Annotated in this window: 18 protein-coding genes and 1 riboswitch; of the genes, 14 read left to right on the plus strand and 4 right to left on the minus strand. The window is 49.5% G+C overall.

The features are described from left to right. Nucleotides 1-125: 125 nt before the first annotated feature. The gene (locus BLW29_RS23325) at nucleotides 126-5,375 is read left to right on the plus strand and encodes a M4 family metallopeptidase (RefSeq protein ID WP_090984092.1); all 5,250 of its coding nucleotides are present in this window, start codon (nucleotides 126-128) and stop codon (nucleotides 5,373-5,375) included. A 64-nt stretch (nucleotides 5,376-5,439) separates the two neighbouring features. Here the strand turns inward: BLW29_RS23325 and BLW29_RS23330 are convergent, their stop codons facing one another. Further along, a complete protein-coding gene (locus BLW29_RS23330) occupies nucleotides 5,440-6,327 on the minus strand; it encodes a LysR family transcriptional regulator (protein ID WP_090984094.1) in 888 nt (295 codons plus the stop codon). A 138-nt stretch (nucleotides 6,328-6,465) separates the two neighbouring features. On the opposite strand from BLW29_RS23330, the gene BLW29_RS23335 reads away from it, so the two are divergent. From BLW29_RS23335 to BLW29_RS23390, 13 genes are all read left to right on the plus strand, one after another. Continuing rightward, complete coding sequence (locus tag BLW29_RS23335) at nucleotides 6,466-7,557, plus strand: branched-chain amino acid aminotransferase (RefSeq protein WP_090984096.1); 1,092 nt, start codon at nucleotides 6,466-6,468, stop codon at nucleotides 7,555-7,557. A gap of 110 nt (nucleotides 7,558-7,667) precedes the next feature. Then, nucleotides 7,668-8,954, plus strand: a complete 1,287-nt coding sequence (locus BLW29_RS23340; RefSeq protein WP_090984098.1) for a ferredoxin reductase family protein — start codon at nucleotides 7,668-7,670, stop codon at nucleotides 8,952-8,954. Between the two features lie 57 nt (nucleotides 8,955-9,011). Beyond that, nucleotides 9,012-9,653: a DUF2306 domain-containing protein gene (locus tag BLW29_RS23345; RefSeq protein ID WP_090984100.1), complete on the plus strand. Its 642-nt coding sequence runs from the start codon at nucleotides 9,012-9,014 to the stop codon at nucleotides 9,651-9,653. A gap of 420 nt (nucleotides 9,654-10,073) precedes the next feature. Further along, a riboswitch (ZMP/ZTP riboswitch) is annotated at nucleotides 10,074-10,153 on the plus strand. A 49-nt stretch (nucleotides 10,154-10,202) separates the two neighbouring features. Beyond that, on the plus strand, nucleotides 10,203-10,808 hold the full coding sequence (locus tag BLW29_RS23350) for a DJ-1/PfpI family protein (protein WP_177186786.1): 606 nt from the start codon (nucleotides 10,203-10,205) through the stop codon (nucleotides 10,806-10,808). Between the two features lie 283 nt (nucleotides 10,809-11,091). After that, nucleotides 11,092-11,862, plus strand: coding sequence for an SDR family NAD(P)-dependent oxidoreductase (locus BLW29_RS23355; protein WP_090984101.1), 771 nt, complete (start codon nucleotides 11,092-11,094; stop codon nucleotides 11,860-11,862). Nucleotides 11,863-11,950: 88 nt separating this feature from the next. Beyond that, complete coding sequence (locus BLW29_RS23360) at nucleotides 11,951-12,529, plus strand: TetR/AcrR family transcriptional regulator (RefSeq protein WP_090984103.1); 579 nt, start codon at nucleotides 11,951-11,953, stop codon at nucleotides 12,527-12,529. Nucleotides 12,530-12,794: 265 nt separating this feature from the next. Next, complete coding sequence (locus BLW29_RS23365; protein ID WP_090984105.1) at nucleotides 12,795-13,256, plus strand: flavodoxin; 462 nt, start codon at nucleotides 12,795-12,797, stop codon at nucleotides 13,254-13,256. Continuing rightward, the gene (locus BLW29_RS31525) at nucleotides 13,256-13,432 is read left to right on the plus strand and encodes a hypothetical protein (protein ID WP_177186787.1); all 177 of its coding nucleotides are present in this window, start codon (nucleotides 13,256-13,258) and stop codon (nucleotides 13,430-13,432) included. The genes BLW29_RS23365 and BLW29_RS31525 overlap by 1 nt, the downstream gene beginning before the upstream one ends. Before the next feature lie 115 nt (nucleotides 13,433-13,547). Beyond that, nucleotides 13,548-14,132, plus strand: coding sequence for a DUF975 family protein (locus BLW29_RS23370; RefSeq protein ID WP_090984107.1), 585 nt, complete (start codon nucleotides 13,548-13,550; stop codon nucleotides 14,130-14,132). Nucleotides 14,133-14,296: 164 nt separating this feature from the next. After that, the gene (locus BLW29_RS23375) at nucleotides 14,297-14,839 is read left to right on the plus strand and encodes a sigma-70 family RNA polymerase sigma factor (protein ID WP_090984109.1); all 543 of its coding nucleotides are present in this window, start codon (nucleotides 14,297-14,299) and stop codon (nucleotides 14,837-14,839) included. After that, nucleotides 14,820-16,103: a hypothetical protein gene (locus BLW29_RS23380; RefSeq protein WP_090984111.1), complete on the plus strand. Its 1,284-nt coding sequence runs from the start codon at nucleotides 14,820-14,822 to the stop codon at nucleotides 16,101-16,103. The genes BLW29_RS23375 and BLW29_RS23380 overlap by 20 nt, the downstream gene beginning before the upstream one ends. Nucleotides 16,104-16,203: 100 nt before the next feature. Continuing rightward, complete coding sequence (locus BLW29_RS23385; protein WP_090984113.1) at nucleotides 16,204-16,836, plus strand: DUF2306 domain-containing protein; 633 nt, start codon at nucleotides 16,204-16,206, stop codon at nucleotides 16,834-16,836. A 76-nt stretch (nucleotides 16,837-16,912) separates the two neighbouring features. Continuing rightward, nucleotides 16,913-17,524 (plus strand): DUF975 family protein, encoded by a 612-nt coding sequence (locus BLW29_RS23390; protein ID WP_177186788.1) that lies wholly within the window; start codon nucleotides 16,913-16,915, stop codon nucleotides 17,522-17,524. A 61-nt stretch (nucleotides 17,525-17,585) separates the two neighbouring features. Here the strand turns inward: BLW29_RS23390 and BLW29_RS23395 are convergent, their stop codons facing one another. The 3 genes from BLW29_RS23395 to BLW29_RS23405 all read right to left on the minus strand — a co-directional run bounded on the left by BLW29_RS23395 (nucleotide 17,586) and on the right by BLW29_RS23405 (nucleotide 22,310). Then, on the minus strand, nucleotides 17,586-19,082 hold the full coding sequence (locus tag BLW29_RS23395) for a DHA2 family efflux MFS transporter permease subunit (RefSeq protein WP_090984117.1): 1,497 nt from the start codon (nucleotides 19,080-19,082) through the stop codon (nucleotides 17,586-17,588). Then, nucleotides 19,079-19,528 (minus strand): MarR family winged helix-turn-helix transcriptional regulator, encoded by a 450-nt coding sequence (locus tag BLW29_RS23400; protein WP_090984119.1) that lies wholly within the window; start codon nucleotides 19,526-19,528, stop codon nucleotides 19,079-19,081. The genes BLW29_RS23395 and BLW29_RS23400 overlap by 4 nt, the downstream gene beginning before the upstream one ends. A 211-nt stretch (nucleotides 19,529-19,739) precedes the next feature. After that, nucleotides 19,740-22,310, minus strand: a complete 2,571-nt coding sequence (locus tag BLW29_RS23405; RefSeq protein WP_090984121.1) for a bifunctional 2',3'-cyclic-nucleotide 2'-phosphodiesterase/3'-nucleotidase — start codon at nucleotides 22,308-22,310, stop codon at nucleotides 19,740-19,742. Nucleotides 22,311-22,447: the final 137 nt, after the last annotated feature.

Raw genomic sequence — 22,447 nt, forward strand, 5'->3', positions numbered from 1 at the left:
TGCGCTGCATACGGTAAAATCTACTAACTATAAATCTCGTAAATAGCATTGTCAGCCTCGATTAATTTACTATATTCTATAGTGGTGGTAATTTATTGAATTTATTATCCTTGGGGGGAAACGTATTGTCGTCACGTCGTTTTAAGTCCATCTGTTTAAGCATGCTTGCAAGTATACTCCTCTCTTCTGTTGCCGTTCCATCGGCAATGGCGTCAGGATTCACCGGGCCATTGACTCCCGGTATCGGCAATGTGCTAGAGGGTTCGCAGGGACAAGCTCCACGTATGCTGCAAGGTAAGCTTTCCGGTGAATTACGTACCGACTCAGACGTGATTCAGTATTTTTCAGCGAATCAACAATCACTTAAGCAGACACAGACACAAACCAGTCTGACATTGGTAAAGAAAACAAACGACGACGAAGGCAGGCAGCATTACATGCTGCAGCAGCAATTTCATGGACTTCCTGTCTACGGCAAATACATAACGGCGCACGTCGGCACAGATAAGCGGATGTATGCCATTACGAATGATGCTTCTACGGAGCTGGATGGTATCGCTTTGAATACACAGCCCACTGTGGATGAGAACCAAGCAGCTGCCGCTTTCCAAGTGGCTGTGGAGCAAGAGGCCGGTTATGCCATAACGCTGGGCGGTCACATCGCCTCCCGCGAACTAGGCAAACCGAAAGTGGAACTGATGGTATATCCATCGGATGGGACCTACTATTTAGCCTATCGTATCGATATGGAGTACGTGCAGCCAACGATGGGACGCTGGGTCGGATTCGTTGATGCGCATACGGAGGCTGTACTTAAGAAGTTCAGTCGACTGGAACAATCAGCTCCGAACGATAGCACAAGCGGCTGGGGCAGAGGCTATTACGGAGAAACAAGGCCACTAAATTTGGCACTGCAAGGCAATGAATACTACCTCTCCGACAAAACCAAACCGATGTATCACTTGGAAAACGGGATCGAATCAGGTGTAATCGAGACCTACGATGCGGAGAACCCGTTCTTCCCTGTTAACTCCACTACACCGTCATTTGATGACCCCGAGGCTGTGGATGCGCATTATTTTGCAGGTCAAGTGTATGACTTCTATGCGAGCCGGTTCAATCGGAACAGCTTGGATGGCAATGGGATGTCCATTATCTCAGTTGTGAATGCGGGCGCGATTGATAATGCCTATTGGGATGGCTATGAAATCGTCTATGGCGATGGAGACGAATTATTCGAATGTTTAACTTGCGCGAATGACATCATCGCCCATGAGTTGACGCATGCCGTAACGGAGCATACAGCGAATTTGGAGTATGCGGGACAGTCTGGGGCACTAAACGAATCTATCTCCGATATAATGGCTGTCCTATATGACGATCAAGACTGGTCCATTGCCGAGAATGCAGGCGTTGCGGGCGGAAGCGGTGTACTGCGTGATCTGGAGCATCCGGAGCGCGGAGTTCCGCCGCAACCCTCCACTATGGCGGGATATGAGGAATTGCCTGAGGATATCGATCATGATAACGGCGGCGTTCATTTGAATAGCGGTATCCCCAATCATGCCGCTTATTTGATTGCAAGCGGTATTGATGCGCTGCCTGCTTTGACTGGCCAAGGGCGTTCAATCCTTGGTGACATCACGTATACGGCGCTTACTTCCTATCTGACGCCTACATCCGGTTTTGTAGAAGCGAGGGATTCTTTTGTTCTTGCGGCTAATGATCTTACACTTCCGGAAGAGCAGAAGAATGTCGTTATCGAAGTTGTGAAGGCAGCATGGGCTACAGTTGGCCTCCCTTATACGAATAATGAGAACGGTATTGTTTCGTTCAGTGCTGCCGGAATGGTCGGAAATCCGGATATCAACGCGTTAGCGCATACCGTTACCTTCTCGGCTGCATATGGGACGAACTTAACTGCACTTGCTCCGCAGATTGCCATTTCACCGGGTGCCAGCATTACGCCTGATATTCATGTCGCGCAGGACTTCACGAATCCGGTCGCTTACACCGTAACTTCTCAGAATGGGCAGTTACAGACGTGGATGATTCAAGGGGCTGTCGCTGATCCGCAGGCTGAACGAGAAATTGTAGGCTTTAACTCGGATGTGCTCACAGGGCCAGCCATTATCAATCCTATCCAGCACACGGTTACGTTATATGTGGAATCAGAAGATGATGTATCGGTCCTAAAGCCAACGGTTGAGATCTCAGCTGGCGCGAAGATTTCACCTGCCAGCGGAAGTGCAGTGAACCTGAATCGGCCGGTCGTGTATACCGTTACAGCAGAGAATGGTACTATTCAAACATGGACGGTTACGGCAATCAAGGACTCCGTAAGCCCGAAGGTGCTTGGCGGGTATGCGGAGAATAGCACTACAGTAGCGGTTGTATTTGATCAGGCGATGAGTCTTTCAGCACTTGGCAATATAGCCAATTACAAGCTGGAATCGTTGATTTCCGGTTATTCCAATCCCCAAATTTCGAAAGTGGAAGTCGATTGCGATTATGATAATGTCGTCTATCTGACGACTTCTGCACTCGTGTCTAAGAACGGCTACAAGATTACCGTATCAGGCTTGAAAGGAACCAATGGCCGCAGCGTGCGCCCCGATGCGACGAACGGGTATTTCCTAATGGATGATACGGCACAGCCTGTATTGAGTACGGCTCGCATTAACGGTAATCAATTGACATTAACCTATAATGAGCCTTTGAAGAACGCATACGGCGCGGTTAGGGACACGTTTTATGTTGAAGTTAATAATAAGGCCGCCATGCTGTACGATATTAACTCTGTAGGACGAAAGATTATATTGACTCTGGATAAAAAAGTTTTAGCAACAGATCATGTGACGGTCTCCTACACACCTGTATCAACCGTGGCACGAGTAACCGACCTTAGCGGTAATAATATGTCTGCTTTCAATAAACTGGAGGTTTCAAACCGCACAGGAATATCAGGAGTGAATGCCGGCGAGAACTGGGCTTATTTCAACGGCAGCTTGAAGCAAATGCTTAAGCATCCAACCGAGCCGGTGATCTATGGCATCTTTAATGATAGTAATACCGTATCTTCCGTTAATCTTGAAACAGGTGACGTAAAATCCGCCACGCTGGATCGTCAGCCTGAGAGGTTGTATGTATCGGGAGGAAAGCTCTATGTAGCTTTAGTTAACGGTTCCCATAGTTCCTATTGGTGGGAGGAAGATCAATCAGGCGGCATTGCCATATTGAAGGCAGATACGCTTGCGAAAGTAGACCAGTTCGACATTACGATCGATCCTTTTGATCTCGTTGTGGATGATAGCGGTTATATGTATGTTTCGTCGGGTTCAGGGCAGTGGACGTATTTCAATTCTTATTCGCCTACTAATCAGCTCATTGAAGAAGCGAATATTCGACAGGCATCCTATCTTCAATACAGTCCGAATCATTTGTATGCGATCAATACGGATGTTTCGCCTAGAGATATCTATGCCTTTAATGTTGACGACGCCGGACATTTCATGGAGCCATTGTACCCGGGCGGCTATGACTCTCCTTATCATGGGGACTATAGAATGTCGACCTACTTCCAGATTTCGCCGGATTATAAATACTTGTTCAACGGAGCAGGTACTATATTTACGGCCTCGACTACTAAAGCGGGCGATATGCGGTATATCAGAACAATTGAACCGTTTAGCAAAGTTGTCTTCTCGCAAGACCTGACAACGTTCTACGCGTTAAATGGATCAACGATTAATGTGTACGATTATGCGACCTTCCAGTTGAAGCAGCAACTTGCAATGCCAACGACTATAACGGATATTTTACCGGGTAATGAGCAAGATGAGCTTATACTCGCTTATAGTGAGAGTGGTCACACAACTCTCGCGCCTTATTCACTCGTGCAAGCTGCTTTGCCTGGCTTGAGCAAGCCGTCTATCACTGGGCAGTCGGTCGCACAAGCTGCAAGTTCGCCGGTAAACGGTTGTCCAATTCCGCCAAACTCACCGGATCCTTCAGAGAATAACGGGAGCGGTAACAATGGCGGAGGTGGCGGAGGTGGCGGAGGCGGTGGAGGCGGCTTCTTCGGCGGATTCTTCCCTGCAGAGCCGGTAGATCCATCTGTGAAACTAGGTCCGGATGATATGAAGACGACGACAGATAGTTCGGGCATGCACTTTGAATTGGATTCATCTGATCTCCGTGCAGCACTGGTTAAGGCGCAGGAGCAGGCTGATGCACAAGCCAAACAAGAGGACGAACCGGTTGTTCCGAAGGTTATCTTCAACCTGGAACAGCTTGAAGTGAATGTATCTGTGGATCTTCCAGCAAGTGTACTGCTGGAGGCAAGCAAGAAATACTCGGATATGCTGATTGTCGTTCAAACCCATAATGTCACGTATGAGCTGCCTATCAGAGCATTCTTGAATAAGGGAAATACGGTCATTTCGGATGATACGACCGTAGAGATCAGCATCGCCAAAGCAAGCAACTTGATACGCAACAAGATTACGAAGCAATTGACGCAAGAAGGATTCAAGCCACTGTCGGATTCCATCGGATTTACCGTTATGCTGGAGAAGAACGGTAAGAGCACGGAATGGAATGATTTCAATGGCACCTATGTTACACGTTCGTTTACCATCAAAGGAAACGTGGATATGAATCACCTTACAGCGCTAGTATATGATTTTGAAACAGGAGCCTCAGGGTTTGTGCCTGCTTTTGCACGCAAGGAGGGGGATAACACCGTTCTGGACGTTAAGGTGCCTCATAACAGCACATACACGGTGGCTAGCGCGTCGAAGACCTTCACGGATATTACGGGACACTGGGCGCAGTCGGATATCGAGATTATGGCCTCGAAACGTGTGGTGCTTGGCGTGACGGCGACGACGTTCAACCCGGACCAGAAGGTAACACGTGCGGAATTTGCTGCGCTGCTCGTTCGAGCACTTGGAATGGCGACGCCGCAAACAAGCTCGCTGCGTTTCACCGATGTTCAACCGAACGCTTGGTATGCACGTGTAGCAAGTGTTGCGGATCAAACGGGTTTGATTAAAGGGGATACGAATGGCAGATTCTCGCCGAATGGCATTATTACGAAGCAGGAAATGGCGGTCATGATTGGCAGGGCCATGAAGTACGTGACAGTAAAGCCGCAGACAGGTGCGACCAACACGGCATTGAGCGTGGATAAGCTGCCGGATGCTGCTTCAATTGCCGGATGGGCTGCCGAGGATATCAATCAACTGCTGAAATCCGGTATTCTGGAAGTCGAATTGAAAGGCAAATTCGAGCCGGCTCTGTCCGTTACAAGAGCCAATGCCGTTGTAGCTTTGAAGCGAATGCTGCAGCAGCTGGCTTTTATTAATGGTTAGAAGAAAGTAAAACAATAGACCGAGCGCATCTGCCTGGCAGAGTGCTCGGTCTTGTTTATTTCAACTATTGGAAGCATTCAATAAAATGCTGAGCGCGCTTGGACAGCAGTTGATCTTTCAACCACAGAATCCCGACCTCCGATTGAAAATCGGCATCGCGGATACTGAGCGTAATCACGTCCCCGGAGGGAAACGAGGAAATAACCGATTTCGGAAACACCGTCGCGCCGATTCCTGCGGCAATTAGGGACATAATAATGGCGACGCTGGAGCATTCGCAGATGATATTCGGTTCGAAGCCGTGACGACGGAACTCGTTGACAACCTGTTCGTGCATTTTGATCGTTTTATCGGTCTTTAACGTGAGCAGCGGATATTGGGCGAGCTCTTCGATGCTGATATTGTTGCCTCTGTCAGGGGAAGCCCACTCGGTAGGCATTAAGGCAACATACGGATCCGAAGGGAGCGGGAGCATATCCAGCTTATTCGGGAGCAAATGTGCCTCAAACGGCAATCGGGATATGACGAGCTCAATCGAGCGTCGCTCCAGCATTTCGCCGAGCAAGTAATGGTCGCCTTCGGCGATCTTAAACGTAACCTGAGGGTATTTCTCGCGTAATTGCTGGATCGGACGAGGGAGAATGGAGACGCAGGAAACGACCGCGCCGAGCGAGAGCGTTCCGCGTACGCCAAGCTCGAGCTCCTTGACTTCCTTCATCGTCTCGTCTAATTGCAGCAGCAACGACTCCGCTCGATCCTTGAGCAGCCGCCCTGCAGCGGTCAATGTCAGCTGCGTTCGGCTCCGTTCGAACAGCTGCGCGCCGAGCTCTTCTTCCATCAGCATAAGCTGCCTGCTGAGGGGCGGTTGTTCCATGTGCAGCAGCTTCGCCGCTCGCGTAATCTGCTTCTCGTGCGCGATGGCCAAGAAGTATTTTAACTGTCGAAAATCCATGTAAGCATCCCCAATGTGAAGATCTATTTACATACTCTAAAGGTATGGATAGTGAACATAATAGATATTTTATATATACCTCAACAAGTTGTATTATGCAATCACCAATCATGAAAGTAAGGGAGTAGTGAATAAACCATGACAACAGCCAATAAAGCCATTCCGATTGAACCCAGTCAGAACAAGAAGACCAAGCCAGCGCAGGATCAGCTTGGTTTTGGGATTTATTTTACGGATCACATGTTTGTAATGGATTATAGTGTCGAGCAAGACTGGCATAACCCGCGCATCACGCCTTACCAGCCGATCGTACTTGATCCGGCCGCGAAAGTGTTCCATTACGGACAAACCATCTTCGAAGGCTTGAAGGCGTACAAAACCGAAGACGGCGGCATTCAACTGTTCCGTCCTCGCGATAATTTTGCCCGTATGAACCGCTCCAATGATCGTATGAGTGTACCTGAGCTGGATATTGATGTGGCGATTGATGCGCTGGAGCAGCTCATCGCAGTCGACCAAGACTGGATTCCGGATCTTGCAGGTACATCGCTCTATATTCGTCCATACGTCATCGCTACGCAAGCGACGCTTGGCGTGGCTCCATCTGAGAATTACCAATTTATCATTATCATGTCGCCTGTCGGCGCCTACTATCCCGAGGGCATTAACCCGGTCAAAATCCACGTGGAATCCCAGTATGTTCGTGCAGTTGTGGGCGGCGTAGGTGAAGCGAAGACAGCAGGCAACTATGCCGCAGCCTTGAAATCGCAGCAAGCCGCTAAGGAGCAAGGCTACACGCAGGTACTTTGGCTCGATGGCACGCAGCACAAATATATCGAAGAAGTCGGCAGCATGAATGTATTCTTCAAGATCAACGGAACGGTTGTAACTCCTGCGCTGAACGGCAGCATCTTGGCGGGTATTACGCGGAATTCGGTCATCCAACTCCTGAAGCACTGGGATATTCCTGTTGAAGAGAGAGTGCTGTCCATTGAAGAGCTTTATGAAGCAGGCCGTAACGGCACGCTGGAAGAGGCTTTCGGAACGGGAACAGCAGCAGTCATTTCGCCAATTGGAGAGATGAACTGGAACGGAGAGAAGCTCGTGATCAGCGAAGGCGTGACCGGGCAGCTCTCGAAATCCATCTATGATACGCTGACGGGCATCCAAACCGGATCCGCCCCGGATCCGTTCGGTTGGGTGAAGAAAGTCGAATTCGGCGAGAAGTAAAATTGTGGCGAGGCACAGCAGATATTCATCGTACGGTGAGATTTTTCGAGTGAGGTCTATGGTAGAATCAGAAATAGACAAGGATTTCACTCGAGAAAAGGAGCACGTGCATGCTGCAGCCTCGCCATTTTTTTATTTTCTTGCTACCGCTTGTTAATGCCGCCGTGTGGATTGCTTTTCCACCTATGGATACGGGCCAACTGCCTGCGTTCACCCAGCGCTATCTAGGCGAAGTCATTGGCTCGACCATGATGATGATGATGGCCTTCACCTTATTGCTCGCAACGAGATTCCGGGTATTGGAACGATTATTCGGCGGCTTGGATAAGCTGTATGTCGTCCATCGCAACGCGGGTATATTTGTGTTCCTGCTGCTCTTTCTACATTTGCTCGTGATGCCGCTTAATCCGTATGAGGTTCCTCCCGGACGAGCTCCCGGTTATATTGCATTTGGGGGTTTTGTCCTGCTTATTCTCCTTTCAATGGCACCGCGAATTCCGGTCGTACGGCGGGTTATGCGGTTAGGCTACCGAGGATGGCGAATCTCGCATCGGTTTATCGGGATTTTCTTTATTATCGGTACGGCGCATTCGCTGCTGGTTGATCCGCTCGTTCGGACGACTGCAGTGCCGTTCACACTCCTGATGATTGCAATCGTTGTCGGCATCACTTCTTATCTATACACAGAGCTTATTGCAAGATTCGTGAGGCGAAGAGCGCGCTATAAAGTGAACGAGGTACGGCAGTTGGGCGCAGGAGCAGTCGAGGTCACGCTCTTTCCGGAGAAGAAAAAGCTGCAATTTGAAGCGGGGCAGTTTCTGTTTATTCGGTTCAAAGGGGACAGGGTGTTGTCGGAGTGGCATCCGTTCACCGTCAGCAGCTCACCGAAAGAGTCCGGTCTCAGACTGACGATCCGCGCCGCCGGTGATTATACCGACTATTTGAATCGAAACTTGAAATCAGGTGCGCGAGCCGTTATTGAAGGCGGTTATGGCACGATGGATTACCGCAAAGGCGGCAGTGATCAAATATGGATTGCCGGCGGCATCGGTGTGACCCCATTTCTTAGCTGGATTCGAGATATGCCGGAACAGCTCCCCCATCGTATTGATTTCTTCTACACGGTGCGAACGAAGGAGGAAGCGTTGTTTCTAGGTGAGATACTTGAAGCCGAGCAGCGGCATGATAACCTCAGCGTGCATGTCCACTATTCTGCGGAACAGGGGCGACTCACTGCCGAGCGTGTAGTCAGCGTGATGCAAGGTAAGAAGGCTGTGGCGGCCAAACAGATCTATATGTGCGGACCGGCTCCGATGCTTGCGGCATTTCAGCGGGAATTTCGGCTTGGCGGCGTTCCCGCGGGTTCGATTCACTATGAACAATTCCGGTTCCGATGAGTGCTGCTTGAAGGTCCGCGGCAGAGTTTTCATGTTGAAACGAGGTACAACCTAGCTATGCAGAAATCAAACATCCTGTATCGGTGCATGCTGGTGATTGCGATCGGCTTCATCGTCTATGTCATCAGCGATAATTTTATTCTGGATCCTCAGGCTGAGAACTTTCTGAGCCACAAAATCAACCTGAAGCATCCGTTAAACAAGCCGGTTTGGCTTAATGTGATGTATGTGCATGTGGTGTGTGCGTGCATCGCGATAGTGGCGGGAGCGGTTAATTTTGCACCGAAAGTGCAGAACCACTATCGAAGGGTACACCGAGTGATCGGCTATGTTTATTTTGGCGCGATCCTTGTCGTGGTGCTGACTTCCGGCTACATGGCGCCTTATGCGACTGGGGGCAAGCTGAACAGCGTTCCGTTTAACCTAGTGAGCATCCTATGGTCGGCCATGACCTTGATTGCAATTGTCAAAATAAGAAGAAAACAGCGCATCGCCCACCGCAATTGGATGGTGAGGAGCTACGCATTCTGCTACATGAATCTGTGTATTCACGCGATTACCTATGTAGCTTACCAAGGATTCGGCCTATCTTACACGCACAGCTACACCGTCGGCGTTTATGGGGCAATTCTGTTCCTGCTGCTTGCAGCCGAGTTCGTTATTCGAGTGGTTTATGGGCGACGGAGTAAGGGAATGTAGGTCCTATGAAATCAGATGGTCGGAGCGGTGGCTGAGGATTCAGGGGGGGCACTTCCATATGGGGGCGATAAAGCAAAATGTTGCAGAAATTGCAGCATTTCGGCCGTGTTTATGCGGTGTCGAGTGAAATGTTGCAGATTATGCAACATCTCACTGGGGATCAGGCTAATAAGGCTGATTGGAGGATCAAATGTTGCATTTTGTGCAACAAATGTGAGTTTGGAGCAAGTAACTCCATTAAATGTTGCATTTTCTGCAACAATTGAATTTCCTGAGCTGGTCTGGGAGCGGATTATGCAGATGTGAGGCTGATTCCTATCATTCGGAGCCGATCCGCAGCCGAGCCCGGGCTCTCTGCGGGAAGGCCGGTGAACTTCGCGGTTGATTTGTGAGAATATTCGGACTAAAATGAAAGTAGTATTCGGTGTGTGTGACTGGCGTAAACGTGGAGAACCACGAGGGAGCACATATTTCATATGCCGTACGCCTGGGCGAAAGTGCTTGGTCTTTGGACTGAGCACTTTTTATTATTTCATGGGAGATGATGAAATGGAGCAGGAGCAGGTGCGGCAGGCAAGAAATGTAGCGATTCTGATCTTTGATCGTGTGGAAGTGTTGGATTTTGCAGGACCATTCGAAGCTTTCCTATCCGGAAGTAACTATGGCCGAGATTTGAATGTGTTCACTGTGGCGGAACAAGATGGCCCGATTCAAGCGCTTGGCAACCTGAGCATTAACCCGGCTTACAGCTTTCGGAACTGTCCGAAGCCGGACATTCTCGTCATTCCCGGCGGACCGGGCACCAGAACCGAAATGCACAATGCGGTCTTGACGGACTGGATCCGTAAGACTGCGGGAGAGGCCGAACTGCTGCTGTCCGTTTGCACAGGCGCGCTTCTTGTTGTGAAAGCGCAGCTTGCAGATGGGTTGAAGCTGGCTACGAACCGCCTGGCGATGCATGAGCTTCGAGCAATAGCGCCGGAATCGGCTGAAATTCACGAAGATGCTCGTTATGTGGACAATGGGAAGATCATTCTGTCAGCCGGCGTTTCAGCAGGGATCGATGCGTCCCTGTATGTGATCGGCAAGCTGTTAGGCGAGGAACGCGCGCTTCTGGCAGCGAGCTTGATGGAATATGACTGGTCACGTTCATAAAGAAATTGCACTAGTCCACAGCAGTGGGCTAGTTTTAAAATAATTCTTTACTGATCGTTCTCAATATGATAAGATCATCTCGTAAGCAAGAAGGAAGCAATCGAGTAGTAAAGATGCATTCCTTTTTTATTTGTAATAATAGAACGATCATTCCCGTAAGGGAAGTGGAGTAAGGCGTTCGTTCAGTTTTAGTTTGCGACACTGTTTATTTTTTTACTCTTTTGAGAACGATTATTCTCAAAAAATGCAGCATAATAAGCACATAACAAAGGAGCGATTCATAATGGGTAAATTAAACGGTAAAGTAGCATTCATCACAGGTGGTAACAGCGGCATTGGGTTTGCAACTGCGAAATTGTTTGTAGCCGAAGGAGCTAAAGTCGTCATCACGGGTCGTGATCAAGCTAAACTCGACACTGCGGTGAAGGAGCTTGGCGTGGCGAATAGCTTCGGCATTCAAGCCGAAACAACCGATCCGCAGAGCTTGGAGAAAGCAGCAGCTGCGGCAGTCGAGAAATTCGGCCGACTGGACGTCGTATTCGCTAATGCCGGCATTGGTGGTCATACTCCACTGGGTGGCACGGAAGTAGCTTTATTCCAAGAGGTTATGAACGTGAACGTGACAGGCGTATTCTTCACGGTACAAGCGGCATTGCCTTACCTGAAGGAAGGCGCTTCGGTAATCCTGAATGGTTCAGTGCTTGCCAATGCAGGAAGTCCGGGATGGTCGGCTTATGCGGCGAGCAAAGCTGCAGTTGCCAGCATGGCTAGAGTGTTTGTTTCCGAGTTGTCGCCGCGCGGCATTCGCGTAAATACAATCGCGCCAGGTCCTACACGCACGCCGATCTGGGGCCAGCCTGAGGGATTGGCGCAAATGGAATCCAAACTTACACGATCGGTTCCGCTGAACCGTTTGGGTGAACCGGAAGAAATCGCTAATGTGGCCTTATTCCTGGCTTCGGATGATGCATTATACGTTCAAGGTGCCGAAATCAGAGTAGACGGCGGCGCGGGCTCATCTCCGTTCGGCGCTCCGGTCTATCGCCAAGGATAAAAGTCGCCTGGCGTATAGGACGCCTGTTCAGGGGATTCTTTACCGATTGTTCTCAATATGGTAAAATCGACTGGAAAGGGGTATGCTTATGGCTAGAGCGAAAGAATTCGAAGAAGACGTCGTCCTGCTGAAGGCAATGAAGCTGTTCTGGGAGCAGGGCTACGAGAAAACGTCAATTAATGATCTTGTTGAGCGTATGGGCATTCACCGCAGGAGCTTGTACGATACGTTCGGTGATAAACATATGCTGTATCTAAGGGCCTTTGATCGGTACAAAACATTGACCAATAACCGGCTTGGTTCCCTCATTCCGAACTCCACGCCCAGTCAGGCGATCGATTTCATATTCGATTACACGATTCAGGGCACAAGCGAGGATAATCCTGCAGGCTGCATGATGGTGAATATGGCGGTTGAGCTGGCTTCCATTGATTCCGAAGCAAGAGCCAAGGTGAGCGAAAGCTTCGCGTATTGGGAGCAAATTCTTGTCGATGTTATCAGCAAGGGTCAGCAGAAAGGCGACTTTACGTCGAAGCGCAGCGCGGAAGTGCTCGCCGAAAGCCTGCACAACAACTTGCTTGGCTTGCGAGTGTTAACGCGATCACTTACGGAGAAAGACAAGCTTTACCGCATAGCCGATATGGCCAAGAGCATCTTGTACCATTAAAATATTGTCCCGAAAGCCGAAACTCCTTTCTCTATAAGGGGTTTCGGCTTTTTATATGGGGCTTCCCCGCACAATTGAAACCCTCTTACCCCAGCACAGTGTTCTCCAAATAGACGAATGTCATTAAGTCATGGGTATTATTTTCAAAAGATTAATTGACAATGATAATCATTATCAACTAATATGAGAGAGGAAATGCGGGACGTAAGGAACGCATACCCAAGCAATGGACTATGGAGACATAGGGTAGAGGAGTGTTGTGGGCATGGCAAATGTACTGCTGGTTTATGCGAGCATGACAGGTAATACGGAGGATATGGCGGATGCAATCGCACAAGGCATACGCGAGGCGGGCGGAACGCTCAAGGTTCAGATGGTGATGGATGCTGCTGCTGCCGACTTGGCGGCTTACGATGGTATTGTCCTTGGCGCGTATACGTGGGGGGACGGAGAACTGCCGGATGAGTTTCTTGATTACTATGCACAAATGACCGGCTTGCAGCTGCAAGGCACCAAATCCGCCGTGTTCGGCTCCTGTGATTCCTCTTACTCTGCTTATGGAGTTGCTGTAGACATCTTGATGGATAAACTCAAGGAACTGGGCTCAGAAGTCGTGTTGGAAGGGCTAAAAATAGAATTCGGGCCGAGCCCCGCTGAGAAAGAAATCTGCAAACAGTTTGGCAGACAATTTGTCAGAGCGCTTGCCGAGGTTGGAGGATCTGTATAATGGGATTGCTATATAATTTGTATAAATCAATGCAAGAGATGGAGGACGATCATTCGGAGATGCGGGATCAAATTGAAATTGCGGATACTCCACTCTCGCTAATTGAACTACTCTCAAGGCCAATTGGCGGCAGGGATGTAAATGAAGTCGCTCCAGGGAAAGAAACGACGAATTAATCTCGTCATTTCCTAAAGTTTGTTTGTCCAATTCATTGGACTTGGACTAAATCAGATTTCCCCCACGTAGTATAGTTTGAAGCTAAACGATACTGGTTCGGGAGGGAACTGACGTATGCTGAGTCGTCCTGAGATTCGAGTGAAAGCAAGGCAAAGCTTATCCGGCAACTGGAAGACGGCCGTACTTCACTTCTTGTTGTACATGGTCGTTTCGGGCCTCATTAGCACGGTCACGAATAAAATCGATTTCATTGGATGGATCATCAACATTCTGCTGACGGCTCCATTAGCGTATGGGATCTACAATCATTATCTGGATTTCGCTAGGGGGAAGGTGCCGGAGGCGACAGCGATTTTTCGCGGATTTCAGCGTTACAAGGAGTCGCTCATTGTTTACGTCGTCATGTCGATCTTCACGATGCTGTGGGCGCTGCTGCTGATTGTTCCGGGGATTATCGCGGCGCTTCGCTACTCGCAATCTTATTTTATACTGCGGGATAATCCAGGGATAACGCCGCTTGAAGCGATCGATCGCAGCAAAGCGATGATGGCGGGGAACAAATGGCGGTTGTTTACACTCTACCTGTCTTTCATCGGATGGGCATTGCTGTGCATTCCTACGCTCGGGATCGGGTACCTCTGGCTTGGCCCCTATGTGAGTACGGCGGCTGGGCACTTCTACGAGGATATTTCAAAGTAACAAGAAGAACGTACGGCTTGAGGCAAATCGGATGAATGAAGGCCGGGAACTCCGTTAGCGGAGGTTCTCGGCTTTTTTGATGTTATCAATCTTTATCTCAAGTCGCAGAGCCAAATGCCCCGTTCGTGCGTCTAATCGTTAGGAAGGTAAATGCGAAGCAGGTGATGGGGATTATTGAACGGGTCAAGAAAGCTCAGCAAGGCGATGAGCAAGCGTATATAGAGCTGTTCCAGCAGTATGAAGCGGATATTTACCGAACGGCTTATGTTTACTTGGGAAGTCCGGAGGACGCCCTTGATGTTGTACAAGAAACGGCCTATAAGTCGTATAAAGCGATCGCGAATATTAAGGAGCCTCAGTATTTCAAAACATGGCTCATTCAAATCGCCATCAGCTGCTCCATCGACATGCTTCGTAAAAGGAAGAAAGAAGTGCAATGGAGCGCAGACTACTTGGACGCCATTACGACTATACAGGACGAAGAAAATATTCCGCTGTCTGTGTCGCTGCAGGATCTGATGGAGTCCTTGACGGCAGAGGAGAAGCACATCATTATATTGCGATTTTATTATGATTTTACGATTCGAGAAGTGGTGGAAATCATGGGTATTCCACTGGGGACAGGGAAAACATTGCTGTACCGGACGCTTAAGAAGCTTCGCATGCGAGTAGAGGAGGGCGATAGTCGTGAGTTCAAATCCAATTAAAGACCGATTGGAAACGATACCTATACCTCCTGAGCTGGGGCAGCGAAGCCGGTTAGGCATTGAGCAAGCTGCTGTGGAACGACAACAGGGCATTAGCAGCTCAATAAGCAGCAGAGTGAAGCCGGCGCGGAAGCGGAGATGGATTGCAGTTGCAGCAGCGATAATCGTTATCCTCATGACTGCGGCGCTTGTAGATCACTCGAGAGTATGGGCAGCCATTCAGAAGGCTTTGCAATTCGTGCCCGGCATCGGCATTGTGAAAGAAGAAGATGTTCCTATGGAGCGGTTTGTGATGAAGCAGCCGATTACGGTGAAGGTTGGGGAAGGAACCATCCTTATTACGGGATTTATGTCCGATGAAGAGATGACCTATCTCACGATGGCAGGGACGGATGTGCCGCGTCTCAAGCAGATTGAGATCGTGAATGACAAGGGAATGAAGTTCACCCTTGGTTCTTCTACGGCCAGTTGGGGTGGAGCGCAATGGACCTCCGGATTCTGGCATAAAGGAAAGCTGGATCTTAGCGGGTCGGTTAAACTGATCCTGCCGCTTGATCCTGCTGTTGAAGTAGAGGTTCAACTGTCGAAGGCTGCGACCTATGCCAGTTATTCGGAATTAGGTGCAACGGATACGGCTGCCGGAGTCTCCATAACGGCGATTACAGACCGGATGGACGAGAAGGCTAGAGTTTCCTTGGTGTCTCGCCATTCTGATGATTTCTATGTGAGGGATTATGGCATATATGGGGTCTACATGCATGACGACAGCCGGAAACTGCAGGTGACGGATGAAACGGGGAAGCAGCTGGAGATCGAGAAAATTCCAGGTGTCAGCAGTCCGGCAAGCGAGTTTTTCTTTGGCGTGCCGAAGCAGTCCGCTGGCGAACGCTATACCCTGACGCTGCTCGAAATCAGCGTTACGTACACCGAGGAGGTGCAGATCAAGGTACCGACCGCAGCAAACGAGCATCTGAATCAGACCTTCGAGATCGCCGGTTTCCCGGTCACGATTACGAAAGTGGAACGGGTAAAGGAGACTGGCCTCCGAATTTATCTGGATATGCACTATGACGAGCATGCAACAGCATCGCTGTTTAATTTCAGTTTGAATACAAGCAGCATGGTCAAGCTGGATGAGCAAACAGGGGAGGCTTCGTATATGGAGTTCGATATGGAGCCGGGAAGCAAGAAGGTAAGCTTGAAGATCATCCGGCCGGAAGTCGTGATTCGCGGACCGTGGACGTTTGAGCTTAACCCATCCTAGGCTGCAGAAGCGATTCTTGTTTAGTCTTTTTTTAGAATTCCTTTACGGATTCGATAGAATGGGCAGGTACAATGAAAAGAAAACCTAGGTGGCGTTAGTTGTGAGGACGAATAAGCGTTGGTGGATTCTGCTCGTTGTTTCGCTTGGGGTGATGATTCCCTTTATGTTCCCGTATTTGACATTCAATTCGGATAACAGCCGTGTGAGCATCTCCTCCAAGGCCATTCAATATCCGGCGCTTGTTGCGCATATCTGCTTTGCTTTTGTCGCTTTGCTGACGGGCTGGAGTCAGTTCGCCCAGCAAATCCGCAGGAAATATCCCCGCGTGCATCGCCAATTGGGACGTGTGTACGTCGGCAGTGTTTTTCTAAGTGGAATGCTATCGCTGGTGGTCATTCTGTATGTCGAGGATTTTACCAAAGCGGTGTCTTTCCTCGTGTTGACCGGCCTCTGGCTGTTCACGAGTTGGAAAGGATATCGGACTGCGGTACACCGGAAGTTTGACGAACATCGCATGTGGATGATTCGCAGTTACGGGGTTACGCTGGTGGCCGTGTGTGCGCGCTTGGCAGTTCCGATTTTGCTGCTAACCTATGGGGTGTTGAATGGGTTTTCTCTGCCGGAAGGTAGAGAGGGGATGATTGAAGAGGTGCTGAACGTGAATATTTGGACGGCAATCGTCATCGATCTTGTCCTTGTGGAATGGGTGATTCTAACGAAACGGCGGCAATAAAGGGTTGTGAACTCCCGGCTTGGCAAGGTAAGATAGGGTTGCAATCCACTATTGTATGCAGGGGGAAATTCGACACATGCTCACTCGTCCTCAAATCCGTGCCAGAGCGAGACAAAGCTTATCCGGAAATTGGAAACCAGCTGTTCTGCACTTCTTATTGTTCGTGGTCATTTCGATTATCGTGAGTACCGTCACCAATAAAATTAATTATATTGGGTGGATCATCAGTATCATCATGGAAGCTCCGTTAACGTACGGGATCTATAATCATTACTTGGATTATGCGCGAAGGAACGTGCCGGAAACCGCCGGTGTCCTTAGAGGCTTTGAGCGGTATAAAGATTCGCTTGTGCTTTACGTTGTCATGTCGATCTTTACGTTCCTTTGGACGCTGCTGCTCATCGTTCCCGGTATCATCGCGGCACTCCGTTACTCCCAGTCCTATTATATCCTGGGGGATAACCCGGGCATGGCGCCGACTGAAGCGATTAACCGCAGTAAGGCCATGATGGCTGGTCACAAATGGAGGCTGTTCGTGCTCTACTTATCCTTCTTCGGCTGGTTCTTGTTATGCCTGCCTACGCTTGGGATTGGACTCCTCTGGTTAGGACCATATTTCAGCACGTCGATGGCGCATTTCTATGAGGATCTGCGCGCCGGCGAACAAGAAGACCAAATCGTCGCATAAAATGGCAATAAAGAAGGCCGGGATCTCCTTAAGCGGAGAATTCCCGGCCTTTTGTCGTTCCTTAATCTACATCGGCAAAATCAGTGAAGTCCGTGCGTGCAGCGACAGGCTCTTCATGCGGCTTTGCCTTGCGAATGAAGAACGCCAGAACGAGTGCGGCCACGGTCAGCCAAGTTGCAACGATGAAGGAATGATTGATGCCGTAGATCATCGCCGTTTGCGTGACTTCTGCCATTTTGGTTTGGTCGGTCGTATCGACATTGCCCGCAATGATGAGCTCCTTGGCGTGAGACGCCGATTTGTTCGTCATGAGTGTGACCAGAATCGCGGTGCCGAGTGCGCCGGAGACGTTACGAAGCGTCTGCGACATCGCCGAACCGTGAGCGTTCAGGCGGCGCGGCAGCTGGTTCATGCCGGCTGTCTGGATGGGCATCATGAGCATCGACATCCCGAACATCCGCAGCGTATAGATCAGCATCATGTGATTATAAGTGGTGTCCGCCGTCAAATGACTGAATTCATAGGTTGTAATCGTCGTAATGACAAGACCGACAACCGCCAGCCAGCGAGCACCGACTTTATCGAAGATCATCCCCGTGATCGGAGACATAATCCCCATTAGAATGGCTCCAGGAAGCAGCAGCAAACCGGAGTCCAGCGGGGAGAAGCCGCGGATGTTCTGCAGGAAGATCGGAAGCAGAATCATACCGGAGAACATGGCCATCGTGATGATCGCGTTGATCAGTGTCGTCAAGGAGAACATCGGATATTTGAATACATTCAGATCAAGCAGCGGCTTCTCGGCTGTGAGTGATCGAATGACGAAGAGCAGTAAGGATAGCCCGCCTAATGCGAGACAGACAATAACGGTTGTGCTTCCCCAGCCGGCCGAGCCAGCGTCGCTAAAGCCGTACAAGAGTCCGCCGAAGCCGATGGTGGATAGGACAACCCCAAGGGAATCGAGTTTAGGAAGACTGGTCTTAATAACATCCTTCATGAAGATGGCACCGATAATGACGGCCAAGATTGCTAGCGGCATGATGATGTAGAACAGGACATGCCAGTTATAATGCTCGACGACCCAGCCGGACATCGTTGGGCCAATAGCCGGTGCAAATATCATCGCGATTCCCATCATCCCCATCGCTTTGCCGCGTTCTTCTACAGGGAAGATCGTGAGAATGACGACGGACATGAGCGGCATAAGGATGCCGGCGCCGACAGCCTGCACAAGGCGGCCGGAGAGCAATACGCCAAAGTCGCCTGAGAAGGCACATATGATGGTACCGACGGCGAATAATGACGAAGCCACCAAGAACAGCTTGCGCGTGGAGAACCGATTGAACAAGAAGGCGCTGATCGGTACGAGAACGCCGTTTACGAGCATGTAGCCGTTGGACAGCCACTGAATCGTGCTCTCGTTTACGCCCAGGTCCTCCATCATTTTGGGTAAAGCGACATTTAATACGGTTTGGCTGAGCAACGCTACGAATGCTGCGAGGAGCAGCGAGGCCATAATCGGACCTTTGCGCAGGGTTGAGCTTATCATGCTGGTCATATAGCACCATCCTCTTTCACTTTTCTTAAGATGCCTAAAATTTCGGTTTGGATACGTAGAAATTGGTGCTGATCCTCCTCGGACAATTGAAGAAGAGGCTGGAACATCAGCGTACGAGTCTCGTTCGATTCTTCCCACAACGTTCGTCCTTTATCGGTAAGCGTGAGCGTCATGGCCCGTCGATCTGCCTCGGTCCGCTCGCGGTATACAAGCTCATCACGCACCATGCGATCAATAATGCCGCTAGCCGTGCTGCTGCCAAGATTCAGCTTCTCGGCGAGCTCTGTCAGCTTAATCTCCGGATGCTCTCTCAAGATGCGAATGACGATGAGCTGGATCGGCGTAATCTGATGCTGCTGTGCGACTTTCTTCATCACATGGAAGAAGGCTTGATTCACTTCGCGGTAGCTATGAAAGATCTGAAGGATTCGCTGTTCATCATCCATGGAGGTCACCTCCTGCCTAGTTGCGAATTGCTTCGCATACGAAATTTCGCATACGAAGTATTATGCTCCGATCTCAACTATATGTCAATATTGATATATAAAATAGAAAAAGGTACCTGATTAGGGTACCCTTTGTCCACGTAAAAAAAGACCCGCAAGAGGTCACTTGAATTCAAGTGTCCATCTTGCGGGTCTTAGGCTTGCACGTTAATTATTTGGTTGCGCTAGTCATGAGCAGATCGATTACTTTAGCTGCTTCTGCGCGCGTCGATGTTGCTTTCGGAACAAACGTATTGTTGCCGCGGCCATTCATAATGCCTTTGCTTGTAACGGCATCCACGCTGGACTTCGCCCAAGTGCTGATCATGTCGCTGTCCGTGAAAGGAACAGCGGCTGCCGTTGCAGCTTCCGCTGCTTGAAGATCCAGGGCATTCTTAGCCATGACAGCCATTTGCTCGCGTGTGATGCTTGCTGCAGGAGCAAACAGATCGCTGCTGATGCCTTTAACCAAACCATTGCCGTAAGCTGCTGCTACTGCGTCAGCGTACCAGCTGCCAGCCGGAACGTCTTTGAACGATGCTGCAGTCGCGGTTGGTTTAAGACCCAATGCTTTCACAAGCATGCTTGCGAATTCAGCGCGCGTAACTTGTGCGTTCGGATCGAAGTCCGTTTCGTTCTTACCTTGAACGATTTGCTTAGCCGCTAAAAGCTGAATCGATGCGTAAGCCCAGTGCGAAGCAGGTACGTCACGGAACGTTTTGTTCAAGTTGATGGAGAAGACGCCGAAGCCTTTGTCATCTGTTTTGTCCAAGTAACGAATGTTGCTTGTTGCTTTCGCATAACCTTCTGCCTTCGGTGAAGAAGCGAACGTTACATTCACATCGCCGAAGATTGGCGCAATGGACCAGTTGTTGTCGATCGACGGGTTAATTTCTTTATTTTCCGTGATGTAATCCATCAGGATTTGGCGGTTCTCTTCGGTGGAATCAATGATATATTTGCTTCCTTTAACGCCTGGGAAGTTGCCGCCGCCGCTTGCACGGTAGTTGTTCGTTACAACGATAAAGTCTTGGTTCGGATCTACCGCTTTGCCTTTGTATTTCAGGTTGATGATACGGCTGGAATCCGCATTGTTAACCGTGCCGTCTACTTTATATTTCGCCGGCTTCGTAACATCGACTTGATACGTTACGCCGTCAATGACGTCAAAGTTGTATACTGGGAAGCTGGCGTTCAGCAAAGCTTGCTCTTCTTTGACGGTCGGATTGATTTGATTAAACTTACCTGCCGACATTTCAAGCCATTCCTTGACAACAGAACCTTTAACCAGAATCGCCTTCATAGTGTTGTCGTAGAGGTAAAGGTCACCTGCACTCTTAATGGCAAGAGGACCTGCCTTAATTTCAGTGTACTCTTCTACGCCGTTGCGGCCTGCTTTAAACGGAGCGCCAACCGACAGAATCGGCGTATCTTTGTATTGCGGCAAATTGTCTTTCACATATTGTTCCACATACCACTTCTGCGCGTTCGTCACAATTTGGACCGATGGATCATCTTGAACTAGGGCAAAATAGCTGTGAATCGGCGAAGTCGTCGTACCGATCGGGTTGTTCGCATAAGCAATTGTTGCATCGTGGTCCGCTTTAACAGCCGCTACGATTGCAGGATCTTCTTCAACGAGCGATTTCTTCGCTACTTTGTCATAGATGGATTTCGTGGAAGACTGGGAAGCCGCCACTTTCCACTTGCCGTCTTGCTTCTCAAGCGTAAGATCGATGACGCCAAGGTCGCTGCCGCCGTAGCCGGCTTGTACAGCAGGAACGCCGTTGATTGTACCTTTAGCGTTGTCTACGCCAGGCAATACTTTGCCAGAAGCGTCTTTGAACAGGGCATCAAGGGATTTCTCGTCCACTGCCGGGAATACCTTATGCGTGTGGGAGAACGTAATCGCATCGATGCCAGGCACTTTACTTAGCGGCAATACGGCATCTTCCGCCTTCACATGTGCTTGCGCGCTGCCGTTAAATCCGGTGTGAGCCATAGCGATAATGATATCCGCGCCTTCAGCCTTCATGACAGGAATGAATTTCTCAGCGGTTTCGACGATGTCCTTCGTGATGACATTGCCCTCAAGCGAAGCTTTGTCCCAGTCCATAATTTGCGGAGGCACAAAACCGATTACGCCGATCTTGAGCGTTTGCTCTTGGCCGGATTCGTCTTTGTACTTCTTCTCAATGAGCTTGTAGGGCTCGAATTTGTTTACATCATTGTCAGGGTTGTTATCCTTATCATCTACATAGACGTTAGCTGAGATGTAAGGGAAGTTAGCGCCTTTGATCGCTTGGTTCAGGTAATCAAGGCCGTAGTTGAACTCATGATTGCCGAGTGTAGCTACATCGTAGTTCATCAGATTCATCGCTTTGTACACCGGGTGAATTTCGCCGGCTTTCAATGGAGCGACTTTCGCTTTGTACGTACCGAGCGGCGTGCCTTGAATCAGGTCACCGTTATCGACCAAGAACGTATTCGGGGATTGTTCACGAACTTGTTTGACCAGGTTCGCCGTTCTTGCTAAACCTACGGTTGGAGCTGCAGCATCCTTGTAGTAATCGTAGGACATCAAGTTCGTGTGAATGTCCGTTGTTTCCATAATGCTAAGCTTCAAAGTCGAAGCGCCTGCTGCTTCTGCGGAAACGATCCCGCTAAATGGTACTGCGAGCATTCCTACTGCTAATGTAGTTGCAACAAACTTGCCAGCTCGTTTCATCTCTCTGTTTCTCATGCTGCTCCACTCCCCTAGTAAGTTTGTTCAAAAATTATTGAATCGCTTCATGAACCTCTCTTATCTTAGTTGAAGTCACGCGAAAAGACCACCGTAAAAAAATGTAATCGCCGATTGGCAAAAAGGTAAATGAAAGA

This window comes from Paenibacillus sp. CF384, from assembly GCF_900106745.1.
Lineage (GTDB): Bacteria > Bacillota > Bacilli > Paenibacillales > Paenibacillaceae > Paenibacillus_Z.

Bases quoted from the DNA above. Each gene is read 5' to 3' on its own strand.
- BLW29_RS23330 (WP_090984094.1), bottom strand. From the start codon at position 6,327: ATGGATTTTCGACAGTTAAAATACTTCTTGGCCATCGCGCACGAGAAG.
- BLW29_RS23335 (WP_090984096.1), top strand. From the start codon at position 6,466: ATGACAACAGCCAATAAAGCCATTCCGATTGAACCCAGTCAGAACAAG.
- BLW29_RS23340 (WP_090984098.1), top strand. From the start codon at position 7,668: ATGCTGCAGCCTCGCCATTTTTTTATTTTCTTGCTACCGCTTGTTAAT.
- BLW29_RS23345 (WP_090984100.1), top strand. From the start codon at position 9,012: ATGCAGAAATCAAACATCCTGTATCGGTGCATGCTGGTGATTGCGATC.
- BLW29_RS23350 (WP_177186786.1), top strand. From the start codon at position 10,203: ATGGAGCAGGAGCAGGTGCGGCAGGCAAGAAATGTAGCGATTCTGATC.
- BLW29_RS23355 (WP_090984101.1), top strand. From the start codon at position 11,092: ATGGGTAAATTAAACGGTAAAGTAGCATTCATCACAGGTGGTAACAGC.
- BLW29_RS23360 (WP_090984103.1), top strand. From the start codon at position 11,951: ATGGCTAGAGCGAAAGAATTCGAAGAAGACGTCGTCCTGCTGAAGGCA.
- BLW29_RS23365 (WP_090984105.1), top strand. From the start codon at position 12,795: ATGGCAAATGTACTGCTGGTTTATGCGAGCATGACAGGTAATACGGAG.
- BLW29_RS31525 (WP_177186787.1), top strand. From the start codon at position 13,256: ATGGGATTGCTATATAATTTGTATAAATCAATGCAAGAGATGGAGGAC.
- BLW29_RS23370 (WP_090984107.1), top strand. From the start codon at position 13,548: ATGCTGAGTCGTCCTGAGATTCGAGTGAAAGCAAGGCAAAGCTTATCC.
- BLW29_RS23375 (WP_090984109.1), top strand. From the start codon at position 14,297: ATGGGGATTATTGAACGGGTCAAGAAAGCTCAGCAAGGCGATGAGCAA.
- BLW29_RS23390 (WP_177186788.1), top strand. From the start codon at position 16,913: ATGCTCACTCGTCCTCAAATCCGTGCCAGAGCGAGACAAAGCTTATCC.
- BLW29_RS23395 (WP_090984117.1), bottom strand. From the start codon at position 19,082: ATGACCAGCATGATAAGCTCAACCCTGCGCAAAGGTCCGATTATGGCC.
- BLW29_RS23400 (WP_090984119.1), bottom strand. From the start codon at position 19,528: ATGGATGATGAACAGCGAATCCTTCAGATCTTTCATAGCTACCGCGAA.
- BLW29_RS23405 (WP_090984121.1), bottom strand. From the start codon at position 22,310: ATGAGAAACAGAGAGATGAAACGAGCTGGCAAGTTTGTTGCAACTACA.